General features: G+C 73.5%; 13 protein-coding genes. 8 read left to right on the forward strand and 5 right to left on the reverse strand.

Translation table 11 applies throughout. The features are described 5' to 3' along the window. Positions 1–10: 10 nt before the first annotated feature. The 5 genes from OHA91_RS03780 to OHA91_RS03800 all read right to left on the reverse strand — a co-directional run bounded on the left by OHA91_RS03780 (position 11) and on the right by OHA91_RS03800 (position 5,607). Positions 11–1,108 (reverse strand): ABC transporter ATP-binding protein, encoded by a 1,098-nt coding sequence (locus tag OHA91_RS03780; protein ID WP_266495435.1) that lies wholly within the window; start codon positions 1,106–1,108, stop codon positions 11–13. A 5-nt stretch (positions 1,109–1,113) separates the two neighbouring features. Further along, positions 1,114–2,037, reverse strand: a complete 924-nt coding sequence (locus tag OHA91_RS03785) for an ABC transporter permease (RefSeq protein WP_328738572.1) — start codon at positions 2,035–2,037, stop codon at positions 1,114–1,116. Next, complete coding sequence (locus tag OHA91_RS03790) at positions 2,034–2,822, reverse strand: ABC transporter permease (RefSeq protein ID WP_328738573.1); 789 nt, start codon at positions 2,820–2,822, stop codon at positions 2,034–2,036. The genes OHA91_RS03785 and OHA91_RS03790 overlap by 4 nt, the downstream gene beginning before the upstream one ends. Positions 2,823–2,855: 33 nt before the next feature. Beyond that, positions 2,856–3,986, reverse strand: coding sequence for a polyamine ABC transporter substrate-binding protein (locus OHA91_RS03795; protein ID WP_328738574.1), 1,131 nt, complete (start codon positions 3,984–3,986; stop codon positions 2,856–2,858). 262 nt (positions 3,987–4,248) lie between these two features. Beyond that, positions 4,249–5,607 (reverse strand): aromatic ring-hydroxylating oxygenase subunit alpha, encoded by a 1,359-nt coding sequence (locus OHA91_RS03800; protein ID WP_328738575.1) that lies wholly within the window; start codon positions 5,605–5,607, stop codon positions 4,249–4,251. 391 nt (positions 5,608–5,998) lie between these two features. Here OHA91_RS03800 and OHA91_RS03805 point away from each other — a divergent pair, with 391 nt between their 5' ends. From OHA91_RS03805 to OHA91_RS03840, 8 genes are all read left to right on the forward strand, one after another. Next, positions 5,999–6,415 (forward strand): hypothetical protein, encoded by a 417-nt coding sequence (locus OHA91_RS03805; protein ID WP_328738576.1) that lies wholly within the window; start codon positions 5,999–6,001, stop codon positions 6,413–6,415. Then, complete coding sequence (locus OHA91_RS03810) at positions 6,412–7,791, forward strand: NADH-ubiquinone oxidoreductase-F iron-sulfur binding region domain-containing protein (protein ID WP_328738577.1); 1,380 nt, start codon at positions 6,412–6,414, stop codon at positions 7,789–7,791. The genes OHA91_RS03805 and OHA91_RS03810 overlap by 4 nt, the downstream gene beginning before the upstream one ends. Continuing rightward, positions 7,788–7,979: a ferredoxin gene (locus OHA91_RS03815; protein ID WP_136228079.1), complete on the forward strand. Its 192-nt coding sequence runs from the start codon at positions 7,788–7,790 to the stop codon at positions 7,977–7,979. The genes OHA91_RS03810 and OHA91_RS03815 overlap by 4 nt, the downstream gene beginning before the upstream one ends. 1 nt (position 7,980) lies before the next feature. Continuing rightward, positions 7,981–10,065 carry an acetate--CoA ligase family protein gene (locus tag OHA91_RS03820; protein WP_328738578.1) on the forward strand — a complete coding sequence of 695 codons (2,085 nt, stop codon included), beginning with the start codon at positions 7,981–7,983 and terminating at the stop codon, positions 10,063–10,065. 36 nt (positions 10,066–10,101) lie between these two features. After that, the gene (locus OHA91_RS03825; protein ID WP_328738579.1) at positions 10,102–11,274 is read left to right on the forward strand and encodes an acyl-CoA dehydrogenase family protein; all 1,173 of its coding nucleotides are present in this window, start codon (positions 10,102–10,104) and stop codon (positions 11,272–11,274) included. A gap of 64 nt (positions 11,275–11,338) precedes the next feature. Further along, on the forward strand, positions 11,339–12,511 hold the full coding sequence (locus OHA91_RS03830) for an acyl-CoA dehydrogenase family protein (protein WP_266495406.1): 1,173 nt from the start codon (positions 11,339–11,341) through the stop codon (positions 12,509–12,511). A 114-nt stretch (positions 12,512–12,625) separates the two neighbouring features. Continuing rightward, on the forward strand, positions 12,626–13,591 hold the full coding sequence (locus OHA91_RS03835) for a 3-hydroxybutyryl-CoA dehydrogenase (protein ID WP_328738580.1): 966 nt from the start codon (positions 12,626–12,628) through the stop codon (positions 13,589–13,591). Continuing rightward, entirely contained in the window at positions 13,588–14,199 is a 612-nt protein-coding gene (locus OHA91_RS03840; protein WP_266495403.1) for a TetR/AcrR family transcriptional regulator, read from the forward strand. The genes OHA91_RS03835 and OHA91_RS03840 overlap by 4 nt, the downstream gene beginning before the upstream one ends. Positions 14,200–14,215 lie beyond the last annotated feature (16 nt).

Genomic DNA, 14,215 nt, shown 5'->3' on the forward strand with positions numbered 1-14,215 from the left:
TCGGGGGCCGTCATCGGTCGAGGACCAGGCAGTGTTCGGGCTTCCAGCCGATCTCGACGTGCTCGCCGCCGCTCCAGCGGTCCTCCATGCGGGAGCGGACGGTGTTCTGCTCCAGTACGGACACCGTGACGCCGGGAGCCAGTTCGATGAGGTAGGTGGTGGTCGGGCCGCAGTAGACGGTCTCCCGGACGACGCCGCCGACCCGAGCCATGTCGGGTTCGAGGTCGGACAGCCAGATCTTCTCGGGGCGGATCGACAGGCTCACGCTGCTGCCGTCGGTGACGGACGGCCGGTCGCCGACGGGCAGTTCGGGGCCGGCGTCGAGGACGACGCGGCCGGAGCGGTAGGTGCCGGGGACGAGGTTGGAGGTGCCCATGAAGGAGGCGGTGAAGCTGCTGGTGGGCCGCTCGTAGACGTCCTCGGGGGTTCCGCACTGCTCGACGCGGCCGTCGTTCATGACGGCGAGCCGGTCCGACATGGTGAGGGCCTCGTCCTGGTCGTGGGTGACGAAGACGAAGGTGATGCCGACCTCGCGCTGGATCTGCTTGAGCTCGACCTGCATGTGCCGGCGGAGTTTGAGGTCGAGGGCGGCCAGCGGCTCGTCGAGCAGCAGCACTTGGGGCCGGTTGACCAGGGCGCGGGCGAGGGCGACGCGCTGCCTCTGGCCGCCGGAGAGGGTGGGCGGCTTGCGGGCCGCGAGGTGTCCGAGCTGGACGAGGTCGAGCATGGCGGTGACCCGCTCGCGTGTCTCGGCGCGGCCGACGCCCTTGCGCTTGAGGCCGAAGGCGACGTTGTCGGCGAGCGAGAGGTGGTCGAAGAGGGCGTAGCTCTGGAAGACGGTGTTGACGTTGCGCTTGTTGGGCGGCAGGCCGGTGACGTCCTCGCCGTCGAGCAGGACGCTGCCCCCGGTGGGGTCGGTGAAGCCGCCGATCATCCGCAGCAGGGTGGTCTTCCCGCAGCCGGAGGGGCCGAGGAGGGAGAAGAACTCGCCCTGGGCGATGTCGAGTGCGACGTCGTGCACGGCGTAGGCGTCGTCCGCGGCGGGGTACCGCTTGCTGACGTGGTCGAGCCGGACGGCGGGGGTCGGGTGCACGGGGGTCGGGTGCATGGGTGTCACTTCCCGGAGAGCAGGTCGAGGCCGCCGCGGCGTCCGAACAGGCGCGGTATGGCGAGGGCGAGGACGATGAGGCCGACGGATCCGGCGAGCATCAGGGTGCCGACGGCGTTGATGGTGGGCTGCACGCCGAACCGGATCGCCGAGTAGATGCGCACGGACAGCGGCTGCGGGTCGACGCCGGTGGTGAAGTAGGCGAGGACGAAGTCGTCGAAGACGAGGGCGAAGATCAGTACCGCGGACGCGAGGATGCTGGGGAGCAGTGCGGGCAGCGTGACCAGGCGCAGTGCCTGCCGGCGGGTGGCGCCGAGGTCCATCGCGGCTTCCTCGACCTCGGGGTTCAGGGCGGCGATGCGGGAGCGGAGGATGACCGTCACGTAGGAGATGGAGAAGGTGATCTCGGCGAGCATCACGGTGGTGGTGGACAGGGTGATGCCGAGGCCCTTGAAGAGGAGCATCGCCGCGACGCCGGTGACGATCTCCGGGGTGATGAGCGGGACGAGCATGACCAGGCCTGCGAAGGAGCGGAGGCGGCTCCGGCTGCGTACGAGGCCCAGGGCCAGGGCCACGCCGAGGACGAGTGAGCCGGCCATGGCGACGAGGGAGACCTGCAGGCTCATGCCCAGCGAGTCGAGGATGACGTCGTCCTGGAGGAACGCGGTGTACCAGCGGAGGCTGAAGTCCTCGAAGACGGTCAGGGACTTCTGGGAGTTGAAGGAGAACAGGACGACGACGCCGACGGGGAGGTAGAGGAGGGCGAAGAAGACGGCGGTGACGGCGATGGCGAAGCGGGGCCTGCGCTCGGCCGTGCGGCGGCGCCGCCGCCGTTTCGGAGCACTCGGAGTGCTCGCGGCCCTCGGGGCGTTCGCGGTGCTCGGGGCGTTCGCGGTGCTCGGGGTGCTCGTCGTGCTACCGGTGCTCATCGAGCCGCCTCCGCCTCGTCCTTGCGGGTGCGGCGCAGGTAGCCGAGCATCCCGAGGAACAGGACGACCATCAGGAGCATGGTGAGGGCCGAGCCGAGCGGCCAGTTCTGGCCCTGGAAGAACTTGTCCTGGATCAGGTTGCCGATCATGATCTGGTCGGGTCCTCCCATGAGCTGGGCGCTGACGAAGTCGCCCATGGCGGGCAGGAAGACGAGGACGCAGCCGGCGGCCGCTCCCTGTCGGGTGGCGGGGACGGTGACGTAGAGGAAGGTGCGCAGGGGGCCGCCGTAGAGGTCGCGGCCGGCCTCGATGAGCGAGGTGTCCATGCGTTCCATCGCCGCGTACAGCGGGATGATCATGAAGACGACGAAGCCGTAGACGAGTCCCGCGACGACCCCCGCGCCGGTCTGGAGGACCTTCGTGCCGTCGTCGGAGAGGACGACGGACCAGCCGTACATCCGTACCAGGTAGTTGGCGAAGAACGGGACGACGATCGCGGCGATCAGCAGGTTCTTGAAGCGTCCGCCGCGCAGGGCGATGGCGTAGGCGACCGGGTAGGCCACGGCCAGGCAGATGAGACAGGTGATCAACGCGTAGCCGAGGGAGCGCAGCAGGACGGTGCGGTAGGCCGGGTCGGCGAGCGCGGTGAGGTTGTCGGGGTTGAACCCGAAGCGCGGGTTGCCGAGGGGTCGGTGGTGCCGAGGGCGAGGGTGGCCACCAGGAGGAGGGAGGCGACCAGGAAGCCGGTCATCCAGAGGGTGCCGGGGAGCAGGAGCCAGGTCCACAGCCGCGGCCGCGTCCCGTTCGTACGCGCCATGTCAGCCGGCCTTCACGTCGGTCCAGGCGGCGTCGCGGGCCTGTTCGGCCCGGGCGTCGCCGTTGCGGAAGAAGAGGTCGGCCTTGAGGTCGTCTGCGGTCACCAGGCACTGGGGGAAGGGCTCTACGAGCGCGGCGTAGGTGTCCTCGGTGCCGCGGACCGGCATCGGGTAGCCGATGTACTCGATGTTCTTCTTCACGTTCTCCGGGCGGAGCATGTAGTCGATGAAGAGCATCGCGGTGCCGGGGTGCTGCGCGTTGGCGGGGATGGCGTAGCAGTCGGAGTTGACGGGGGCGCCCTCGCGGGCGACTTCGAACCCGAAGACGGCCGGGTCCTCGGCCTGGGCGAGCATGGCGGCCATGTCGCCGCTCCAGGCCTGGGTCATGTCGGCGTTGCCGTTGAGCAGGTTGTTGTAGCTGTCGCTGGAGAATCCGCGCAGGCGGGGGCGGAGCGAGCGCAGGGTGTCGGTGACGCGGGCGAGATCGCCGTGGTCGCCGGTGGTGAGGTCGAGGCCGAGCTTGAGCGCGCCCAGGCCGAGCACCTCGTCGCGGTCGTCGAGGACGAAGACCTTGCCCTTGGCCTTGTCGTTCCACAGGTCGTGCCAGGACCCCGTCAGGTCGCCGAGCCGGTCCCGGCGCCAGCCGATGCCGGTCTTGTACATGGTGAAGGGCACGGTGTGGGCCGAGCGCGGGTCGTACCAGGGGTCCGCGAAGTAGCCGTACCCGCCGAAGACCGGCTCGGCGTTGCGCAGTTTGGAGTGGTCGATCCTGCGCAGCCTGCCGCCGGTCGCGAGGCGCTGCGCCCATTTCGCGGTGGGGAAGATGACGTCGTAGCGGTTCCCGGCGTTGAGCTTGGCGGCCATGCCCTCCATGGAGTCGTAGTTCGACTGGACGACCTTGACGCCGTACTCCTTCTGGAAGCCTTCGAAGACGGCCGGGTCGACGAAGTCGGCCCAGTTGAAGTAGACGAGGTCGCCGTCGACCTTGGCGTCGACGGGGGTTTCGGCGGTGGCCCGGCCGGCCGGGTCGTCTTCGGAGGCGAAGCCGCAGCCGGCGGCCGTGAGGGCGAGAGCGGCGGCGGTGCCGACGCGCAGGAACTGGCGTCTGGTCGGGGGGAGTGCCTCGGGGGACATGGGGTCCTCTCCGTAGGGCCGCGGGGGGACGGCGGGAACGAGCGGGAGGTGGGGGGCTCGGTCGGGCGGGGCGCTGTGCGGGCGGTGCCGTCGTCGTACGGGCCGTACGCGGGCGCCGTGCGGACGGTGGGGCGGTGGGGCGGTGCGGCCGGTGGGCACGGGGCCGGATCGGGCGGCGGGCGGCGTCCGTGCCGCCGATCGCGCGCCGGAGGCGAAGCCGGCCGGAAGGGCGGGCGTGCCCGGATTCGCGGGCCGGCCCGGTCTAGGGGGTGTCGAGGTCGGACCTGATGCGGCCGGCGAACCAGCCCACCGCCGACTCGCGGCGCGAGAGGGGTCCGGGCTCGAATCCGGGTGTGGAGAGCCCCTTCTGGACGCGGGCGACCAGCTCGGCGTCCTCGTCGTTGGTGATCCAGCCGATGTGGATGTTCAGGCGGCGGGCCAGCCGGGTGCGCAGGCCGGTGCCGCGGCGGGTGTAGAACGCACCGGGCACGGCCACGCGGTCCACCGCGGTGGGCAGCGCCGTCCAGGCCAGCACGTGGTCGGGGTAGAAGTCGATGAGGGTGTTGGGGTAGATGACCGCGTACCGCCAGATGCGGCGGTCGGCCTCGGCGAGGCCGGGCATGGGGGCGGCGATGCGCTGGTAGAGGCGCTCGGCCCAGTTCGAGGACGGCTTGTCGCGCAGCGGCGAGGCGAACAGCGCGTAGGACTCCTCGATCTCGCAGGTGTAGCCCTGGTAGTCGAGCAGGCGCATCAGGCCGGGGTGGGCCACCGGGACGTGGTAGCCCTCCAGGTAGTTGTCGACGGCCACCTTCCAGTTGGCCTGCTGCACTTCGGCGCCGGCCAGGTCGTGGATTCGGGCCCGGCCGACGGGGACCAGGTCGGCTCCGGCGTAGTGGCCGACCGCCTCCGCGAGGCCCGCGCAGCTCTTCGCCAGCGGCACGGCACCGGGGTCGAGGTTGACGAAGACGAAGCCGAGGAAGGACTCGACGCGGGCCGGGAACAGGCCGAGGCGCGGCTTGTCGAGGCAGGGGATCTGCCGGGCTTCCGGGGCGCCGACCAGGCTTCCGTCGAGGCGGTACGTCCAGCCGTGGTAGGGGCAGCGGATCGCCTTGCCGGCCGGTTCGGGGTTGGTGACCAGGCGTGTTCCGCGGTGCCGGCAGACGTTGAGGTGGGCGGCGAGGCCGCCGTCCTCGGTGCGGACCACCACGACCTCCCGGTCCGCGACGGTGGCGGCGAGGCGGGATCCCGGGTCCGGCAGGTCGGACTCGTGGCAGACGAGCTGCCACGACGCGCCGAACACGTGCCGTTTCTCGGCGGCGGCGATGGCGGGGTCGGTGTAGTAGCGCGCCGGGAGCGCGGTGCCGGGTGGGTCGGAGGCCGGGATTTCGGGGGCCGGGGTGTCCGGGGTCCCGGTGCCGGGGGCCGGGGTTTCGGGGGCCCGGGTGCCGGGGGCGGGCGCGGCGGCCCGGCCCGGCGGGCCGGTGCGGCCGGCGTCGTCGGTGCGGCCGGGGGGTGCGGAGGGGCCGGGGGGCGCGGAGCGGCCGGGGGGTGCGGAGCGGCCGGGGGGTGCGGAGCGGCCGGTGTGGCCCGTCGTCGGTGTTTCGGGAGCTCGGGAATGCATCGTGACTCCTCCGTGCCGCCGTGCGGCGATCGGTATCGGCGTTCGATGTCGAGACGACCCAGCAGTGGACAGGCGGTCCGGGCGGAAGCCGGGACCGGGCTGACCGATTGGACAGTCAGATTGCTGGCTTGTTTCCGCCGGGTCAAGACTTGTTCACTGACCGATCGGTCAGCTAGCGTGATTCTTGCCTGACCGATCGGTCAGCAAACGTGCTTTCCTGTCGCCCGCCCGGCGCTGCTCCGCGTTCGCCCTGTTCACCGGGGCGGAGGCAGACCGGGCGGCCCGTCCCGGCCCCGCCCGGGCCCGCACCCCTCGATCCCCCGATCCCCCGCCGACCGGGCTCCCGGCCGGGCGCCGGGTCGACGGCGGCATCCCACCCCCGGAGGCACGCATGAGCGGTCGTCGGCGTCTGGACTGGCTCGGGCTCACCCCCGAACCGGAGCGAGAACTCCCCACGGCGGTCGCCGCCCTGCGCGCCTCATTGCCCGGCACCGCCACCCCGCGGACGGCTGAAGAGCTGGCCCCCGCCGAGCGCCGCCGCGTGGAGCGCCTGATCCTGCGCGGCAGCCGGCACAGCTGGCTGCGCTACCTCGCCGAGGTCACCGACCTGGTGACCGGCGTCGCCGCCGGGTCCCGCACCGGCGACCGGGCCGCCGCCCTGCTCGCCGGCGAGGTCGTCCTCGACCACCACCGCATGCTCATCGGCCTCCCCGGACCGGGATACGGCCGCACCGCGACGGACCGCACCGCGCTGGAGGGCGCCGTACGGGCCCTGCGCACCCACACCCGGACAGGAGGCAGCCGATGACCACGACCACGATCCGACTCCCCGCGGCGCAGCCGCCGGGCACCGTCCTCGGGACGGCTCCGGACATCGGCGAGAGCGCCGACGCCTACCGCGCCGCGGGCGGCTACGGCACGCACACCGGCCCCGGTGAACTGCTCGCCCACCTCGCCGCCTCCGACCTGCGCGGCCGCGGCGGGGCCGGCTTCCCCGCCGCCGTCAAACTCCGCTCCGTACGCGACAACGGCTGCCGCGACGACCGCGGAGGCCGCGACGAGCTCAGCGGCCGTCCGGTCGTCGTCGCCAACGGCGAGGAGGGCGAACCCGGCTCGGCCAAGGACCGCTGGCTGCTGCGGGCCCGGCCGCACCTGGTCCTCGACGGCCTCGCCCGCGCCGCCGCGGTCACCGGCGCGGTCCGCGGCTTCGTCTACCTCTCCGACCCGGCCGCGGGCGAGAGCGTGCGCCGGGCCCTCGCCGAGCATCCGCCGCCGCTGCCGGTCGAGGTCGTCGAGACCGACCACACGTACGTCGCCGGCGAGGAGACGGCTGTGGTCCGCCGGATCGACGGCGGACCGGCCCTCCCCGCCGCCAAGCCGCCCCGCCCGTTCGAGCAGGGGGTCGGCGGCGCCCCCACCCTGGTCTCCAACGTCGAGACGCTCGCCCGGATCGCACTCACCGCCGCCCGGCCCGACCTGCGCCTCGACATCGCCCGCGGCACCCTGGTGACGCTCTCCGGCGGTCCGGCCGGGCCGGTGCTCACCGAAGTCCCGTACGGGATCCCGCTGCGCACCCTGGCCTCCCGGCACGGTGTCCCCGACGCGGCGGGGGCGCTGATGGGCGGACTGTTCGGCGGACTCGTCGACGCCCGCGCACTGGACCTGCCCCTCGAACCCGGCGCGCTCACCGCCGCGGGCACCGCCCTCGGCTGCGGCGCGATCCGCTTCCTCGCCCCCGGCGGGTGCCCGGTGGCCTGCGCCGCCGATGCGGCCGCCCACCTCGCGGCCGAGAGCGCCCGGCAGTGCGGGGTGTGCGTCTCCGGCACCTCGGCGGTCGGCGACGCCCTGCACGCACTCGCCGCCGGGACCGCCGGCCCGGACACCGCAGACCGCCTCGACCGCTGGTCGCGGGGCCTGCGCGGGCGCGGGGCCTGCGGGCTGCTCGACGCCGCCGCCGGCATCGCGGGCAGCCTGCTCCGGGCCTTCCCCGGGCACGTCCGCGCCCATCTCGCCGCGCCGTGCCCGGTGTGCGCGGCCGCCGCGCCCGCGGAGGGCCGCCACCGCCTCACCGTCGCCGTGCCGGAGGTCGCGGGCCCTCCGACGGGCGCCTCTCCCGTACCCCTTCCCGCACGCCTGCCCGTCCCCCTGCCGACGGCGCTGCCCGCGCTGAAAGGAACGCCGTGAAACTCCTGCTGGACTCCACCCGCTGCCAGGGCTACGGACTGTGCCAGGAGCACGCCCCCGACCTGGTCGAACTCGACGAATGGGGCTATGCGAACGTCATCGCCGTCATCGTCCCTCCCGGCGCCGAGGACACCGCCCGGGCCTGCGCCGACAGCTGCCCCAACTCCGCCCTCCGCGTGGAGGGATGACATGGGACGTGATCTGACCCCCCTCTTCGACCCCGCCTCAGTCGCCGTCGTCGGCGCCAGCGACGATCCGGCGAAGTACGGGCACGCCGTCGCCTCCCAGGCCCTGCGCGCACCCGGCCGACGGCCCGTGCACCTGGTCAACCGGCGGGGCGGCACCGTCCTCGGCCGGACGGCCGCCACCTCCCTCTCCGCGATCGGCGAACCCGTCGAACTGGTGGTGATCTCCGTGCCGGCCGCCGGCTTCGAGGCCGCCGTCGACGAAGCCCTGGCCTGCGGGGCGAAGGCGATCGTCGCCATCACCGCGGGCTTCGCCGAGGCCGGCCCGGCGGGACTGGCCCGGCAGCGGACGGTCGCCGACCGCGTACGCGCCGCCGGAGCGGTCCTGGTCGGGCCGAACTGCCTCGGCATCGCCGACAACACCACCGAGCTGTACCTCGCCTCGGACCGGTTCGCGCCCGGCGGCATCGCCCTGCTCAGCCAGAGCGGCAACCTCGCGCTCGAACTCCAGCTCCGCGGCGAACCGTACGGACTGGGCTTCTCCCGCTTCGTCTCCCTCGGCAACCAGGCCGACGTCACCCTCGTCGACCTCGTCGAGGACTGCGCCCGCCACCGGGCCACCTCGGCCATCGCCGTGTACGCCGAGGACTTCGGCGACGGCCGGGCCTTCGCGGCGGCCGCCGCGGCCGCGGGCAAGCCGGTGGTGCTGCTGACGGCCGGCCGGGGCTCCGCCTCCGCGCGCAGCGCCCAGTCGCACACCGGCGCCCTCACCACCTCGGCCGACGTGGTGTCCGCCGCCTGCCGCGACGCGGGGGTCGAACTCGTCCGCACTCCGCGGGAGATGACCGTCGTACTGGCCGCGCTGGCCGCGCTGGCCGCGGGTCCGCGCACGGCCGGGCGGCGCACCGCCGTCTTCACCGACGGCGGGGGCCACGGCGCGGTCGCCGCCGACGCGGCCGAGGACGCCGGGCTGGACGTACCGGAGCTGGGCGCCCGGACCCAGGAGCGGCTGCGGAGCGTGCTGTGGGAGCAGTCCTCCGTCGGCAACCCCGTCGACCTGGCGGGCATGGGTGAGCAGCGTCCGCTCTCGTACGCCGACACGGTCGGCGAACTCCTCGCGGGCGACGAGGTCGACGCCGTCCTGATGACCGGGTACTTCGGCGGCTACGCGGCCTCCGACGGCGGTCTGGGCGGCGGCGCGGCCGGCGGCTCCGTGCTCGCCGAGGGCGAGACCCGGGCCGCCAAGGAGATCGTCGCGCACCTGGCCACGGTACCGAAGCCGCTGGTCGTGCAGTCGATGTACCCACGGTCGGCGAGCTGCCGGGTGCTGGCCGAGGCGGGGGTACCGGTGTTCTCCGCGACCGAGGACGCGGCCCGCGCGCTGGCGGCGATGACCGGGCGGCCGGCGTCCGGCCGGGGCGGCGGCCCCCTGCCGCCGCTGCCGCCCGCAGCCGCGCCGCTGCGGGATCCCGGGTACCACGCGGTACGGGCGGTGCTGGCCGACGCCGGAGTGCCGTTCCCGGCGGCGCGCGAGGTCACGGACGAGGCCGGGCTCCTCGCGGCGGCCGCGGAGTTCGAGGGTCCGTACGTGCTCAAGGCCCTGCACCTGCTGCACAAGTCCGACGCGGGCGGTGTGGCGCTGCGCCTGGCGGACCGGGCCGCGCTGCTGGCCGCGTACCGGGAGATGCGGGCCCGGCTCGGCGCACCGGCCTACTCGGTCGAGGCGATGGCCGATCTGACGGACGGCGTCGAGCTGATCGTGGGGGTCAACCGCGACCCGCGGTTCGGGCCGGTCGCGATGGTCGGGCTCGGCGGGGTGCTCACCGAGACCCTCCGTGACGTCGCCTTCGCCCTGGCGCCCGTACCGGCCGGTCGGGCAGAGGAGCTGCTGCGGGGCTTGCGCAGCGCGGCCCTGCTGGACGGCGTACGCGGCCGGCCGGCCGTCGCCGTGGCCGCGGCGGCCGGGGTCGTCGAACGCATCACCGCGGCCGCCGCCGCGCACCCGGAGATCGCCGAGCTGGAGGTCAACCCCCTGCTGGTCCGGCCGGACGGGGCCCTCGCCCTGGACGCACGGGCCGTCCTGCACTGACCGCTCGCCACCCCACCCCCGTGCCCCGGAGGACACATGGACTTCCGCTACACCCCCGAACAGGCCGCTCTCAAGGCCCGGGCCGCCGGCTACGCGCGGCTCCTGATGCGCTACGAGGACCGGTCGGAGGAGGCAGGCGGCCCGCTGCCCGCCGACACCGTCCGGGAGTTGACCCGCGCCGCGATCGACGCCGGGGTCTACGCCATCAACATGCCCGCGGAGTGGGGCGGGGCCGGCCTGTCCCTGCTCGACCAGGTCATCGTCGAGGAGGAGTTCGGCAAGGCCACCAACTGCCTGTGGGACATCCCCTGGCGGCCCGCGAACGTCCTCGCGTACGGCACCCGGGCGCAGCGGGAGAAGTACCTGCTGCCGGTGATCCGGGGCGAGCGGTTCGACGCGTTCGCGGTGACCGAGCCCGGGGCGGGCTCCGACCCCGGATCGGGCACGAGCACCGCGACCCGGACGGACGGCGGCTGGCTGCTGAGCGGCGAGAAGTGGTTCGTCACCTGTGGTGACATCGCCGACTTCCTGCTGGTGCAGGCGGACGCGGGGCCCGAACGGGCGGCGACGCTGTTCTTCGTGGACAAGCAGGCTCCGGGGGTCGAGATGACGCGCGTCCCGCGCTTCATGCACTCCGCGGTGAACGGGCACCCCGAGTTCACCTTCACCGATGTGTTCGTCGCCGACGAGGACGTGCTCGGCGGCGTCGGCAACGGCTACGAGCTGACCAAGGAGTGGTTCACCGACGAACGGTTGATGATCGCCGCCCGGACCGTCGGCGCGGCCGAGCGGGCCCTGGAACTCGCCCGGGACTGGGCCGTCGGACGACGCCAGTTCGGCTCCCCCGTCGCCGACTTCCAACTCGTCCAGGGCATGCTCGCCGACTGCGCCGTCGACATCGCCGTCAACCGCGCCTACACCCACCAGGTCGCCTGGGAGGCCGACCGGCCGGAGACCGACCGCAAGACGCTGCACGCCAAGGCGTCGACGGCGAAGCTCGCGGCGAGCGAGGCGGCCGGGCGGGTCGTCGACCGGTGCGTACAGATCTTCGGCGGCCGCGGCTACGACCGCTCGTACCCGGTCGAGCGCATGTACCGCGAGCTGCGCGTGGACCGGATCTGGGAGGGCACCTCCGAGATCCAGCGCCTGATCATCGCCAACGAGCTGATCAAGCGCGGTACGCGGGCCCTCGCGCTGCCCGGCTCCTGACGGCCTGCCCTGCGTCCCTTCCGAACGACCGCTCCCCCACCACGACCCAGAGGACAGACAGCACATGGACTTCCGTCTCACCGCCCGTCAGGAAGAGCTGCGGAGCGCGGCGCGCGCACTCACCGAGTTCATCATGAAGTACGAGCTCGACTGCGAGGAGAACAACGGCCTGCCCCCGCAGGCGCACACCGAGATCCGCGACGCCGTCCTCGACAGCGGGCTGCAGGCCGTCAACATGCCGGCGGAGTGGGGCGGGGCCGGGCTCACCATCCTGGAGCAGGTCACCGTCCAGGCCGAACTCGGACGGCTCACCGGCGCGCTGTGGGACATGGTGTGGCGGCCGGCCAACGCACTGTCCTTCTGCACGCCCGAACAGCGCGAGCGCTACCTCGTGCCCGTGATCCGGGGCCGGCGCCGGGACTGCTACGCGGTGAGCGAGCCCGAGGCGGGCTCCGACCCGCAGAGCATCCGGACGACGGCGACGCGGGCCGACGGCGGCTGGGTGCTGAACGGCGAGAAGTGGTTCGTCACGGTCGGGGACCACGCCGACTTCATGATCGTGCTGGCCGCCGCCGGGGAGGAGCGCGCGCCGACGCTCTTCCTCGTCGACAAGGACACGCCGGGCATCGAGATGACCCGGGTGCCGCGCTGGATGCACACCTTCGTCTACGAGCACCCCGAGTTCACCTTCACCGAGGTGTTCGTCCCGGAGGACGCGGTGCTCGGCGAGGTGGGCCAGGGCTACGACATCACGCGTTCCTGGTTCACCGAGGAGCGGCTGATGATCGCCGCACGCACCATCGGCGCTGCGGAGCGGGCCCTGGAGCTGGCCCGGGACTGGGCTGTCGAACGGCGCCAGTTCGGCTCCCCCATCGCCGACTTCCAACTCGTCCAGGGCATGCTCGCCGACTGTGCGGTCGACATCGCCGTCAACCGCGCCTACACCCACCAGGTCGCCTGGGAGGTCGACGAGGGCGTGGCCGACCGCAAGACGCTGCACGCCAAGGCCGCCATCGCCAAGCTGGCGGCGAGCGAGGCCTCCGGCCGGGTGGTCGACCGGTGCCTGCAGATCTTCGGCGGCCGCGGCTACGACCGCTCGTACCCGGTCGAGCGTCTCTACCGCGAGCTGCGCGTGGACCGGATCTGGGAGGGCACCTCCGAGATCCAGCGCCTGATCGTCGCGGGCGAACTCGTCAAGCGCGGTACGGGCGTCCTGCGGATGCCGTCCGCGGGATGAGCCGTGCCCGTGGTCCGGGGCGGCGCCCGCGGTTGCCGCCCCGGACCACGGCTCGCACAGGGGCACCGGCGCAAGCACGCACGCACACGCACACGCAGGAGGGAGGACGGGTCGATGACCGATGTCGAGCGGGTCGGGGTCGTGGGCTGCGGGCTGATGGGATCCGGCATCGCCGAGGTCTGCGCCCGGGCCGGACGCGACGTCGTGGTGGTGGAGACGACCCGTACGGCCGCGGCCGCCGGCCGGGAGCGGATCACCCGCTCTCTGGGCCGCGCGGCGGCGTCCGGACGGCTGACCGCCGCCGAACGGGACGCCGCCGTCGGCCGGATCGCGGTGACGACGGACCCGGCGCGGCTCGCGGACCGGGACCTCGTGGTCGAGGCGGTCGCCGAGGACGAACGGGCGAAGCTGGAGGTCTTCGACCTGATCGACCGGGTGGTGGAGCGGCGGGACGCCGTCCTGGCGACCAACACCTCCTCCCTTCCCGTCATCCGGCTGGCCGCCGCGATCTCGCGGCCGGAGCAGGTCGTCGGCCTGCACTTCTTCAACCCCGTGCCGGTGCTCCCCCTGGTGGAGCTGGTGCCGTCCCTGCTCACCGGCGCGGAGACCGTCCGGCGGGCGCACGCGTTCGCCTCCGAGGTCCTGGGCAAGGAGGTCGTCCGCGCCCAGGACCGGGCCGGGTTCGTCGTGAACGCGCTGCTCGTGCCGTACCTGCTGGCCGCCGTGCGCATGGCCGAGCGCGGGACGGCGTCGGCCGAGGACATCGACCGGGGCATGACGCTCGGGTGTGCGCACCCGCTGGGCCCGCTCGCCCTGGCCGACCTGATCGGGCTGGACACCGTGCAGGCCATCGCCCGGTCGATGTACGCGGAGTACCGGGAGCCGTCGTACGCACCGCCGCCGCTGCTGGCCCGGATGGTCGACGCGGGGCGGCTGGGCCGCAAGACGGGCCGCGGGTTCCACACCTACGGCGCCCACGGGGGCGGTGCGATGAGCGAGGATGGGGGTGGGGCGGCCACGGCAGCCGGGCCCCCCGCTCGCCCGGTGAGCGGGCGTCGAGACGGGGAGCAGCCAACGTGACCAAGGCCGAGCGCGCACTCGAGACGCGTGAGCGAATCCTCACGGCCGCGTGCGAGGTCATCGCCGACATCGGCTTCGAGAACGTCAGCATGCGCAAGGTCGCCGAGCACGCCGGGGTGTCGAAGGCCCTGCTGCACTACCACTTCGACACCCGCGAGAAGCTCTTCGCGGAGGCCATGACGCACTCCTTCGCCCAGACGGGTACGGACACCGAGGGCGTCGCCGACTCGGTGCCCGCGTCCGTCGTCCTGGCCCGCATCCTGCGCAGCATGCTGCCCAGCGACGCGGAGCTGCGCCAGGACTGGAAGCTGTGGCAGGAGCTGTGGGTGCGCGCCCAGCGGGACGCGGCGGCCCGGCACCTGGCCGTCGACCTGTACGACCAGCTGCACGCGTGGGTCGGCGGGGCCGTGGAACGCGGCATCAGGTCGGGCGAGTTCGCCGAGTGCGACGTCGCGGCGCTGAGCACCCTCGTACTGGCCCTGTGCGACGGCCTGGGCATCCGCCTGATGCTCGACGACCCCCGGGTGGACCTGGCGGCGGCCCGCTCGACGATCTGGCGGACCATCGCCCCCACCCTGGCCGTCGAGCCGGTGTTCCCGGACGTGTGACGTGCGGATGCGGGAC

The organism is Streptomyces erythrochromogenes (genome assembly GCF_036170895.1).
GTDB classification, from domain to species: domain Bacteria; phylum Actinomycetota; class Actinomycetes; order Streptomycetales; family Streptomycetaceae; genus Streptomyces; species Streptomyces erythrochromogenes.

What these genes read in the sequence shown, in the direction of transcription:
- OHA91_RS03820 (WP_328738578.1), top strand. Translation starts at nt 7,981, where the DNA reads ATGGGACGTGATCTGACCCCCCTCTTCGACCCCGCCTCAGTCGCCGTC.
- OHA91_RS03785 (WP_328738572.1), bottom strand. Translation starts at nt 2,037, where the DNA reads ATGAGCACCGGTAGCACGACGAGCACCCCGAGCACCGCGAACGCCCCG.
- OHA91_RS03810 (WP_328738577.1), top strand. Translation starts at nt 6,412, where the DNA reads ATGACCACGACCACGATCCGACTCCCCGCGGCGCAGCCGCCGGGCACC.
- OHA91_RS03795 (WP_328738574.1), bottom strand. Translation starts at nt 3,986, where the DNA reads ATGTCCCCCGAGGCACTCCCCCCGACCAGACGCCAGTTCCTGCGCGTC.
- OHA91_RS03780 (WP_266495435.1), bottom strand. Translation starts at nt 1,108, where the DNA reads ATGCACCCGACCCCCGTGCACCCGACCCCCGCCGTCCGGCTCGACCAC.
- OHA91_RS03830 (WP_266495406.1), top strand. Translation starts at nt 11,339, where the DNA reads ATGGACTTCCGTCTCACCGCCCGTCAGGAAGAGCTGCGGAGCGCGGCG.
- OHA91_RS03825 (WP_328738579.1), top strand. Translation starts at nt 10,102, where the DNA reads ATGGACTTCCGCTACACCCCCGAACAGGCCGCTCTCAAGGCCCGGGCC.
- OHA91_RS03800 (WP_328738575.1), bottom strand. Translation starts at nt 5,607, where the DNA reads ATGCATTCCCGAGCTCCCGAAACACCGACGACGGGCCACACCGGCCGC.
- OHA91_RS03805 (WP_328738576.1), top strand. Translation starts at nt 5,999, where the DNA reads ATGAGCGGTCGTCGGCGTCTGGACTGGCTCGGGCTCACCCCCGAACCG.
- OHA91_RS03835 (WP_328738580.1), top strand. Translation starts at nt 12,626, where the DNA reads ATGACCGATGTCGAGCGGGTCGGGGTCGTGGGCTGCGGGCTGATGGGA.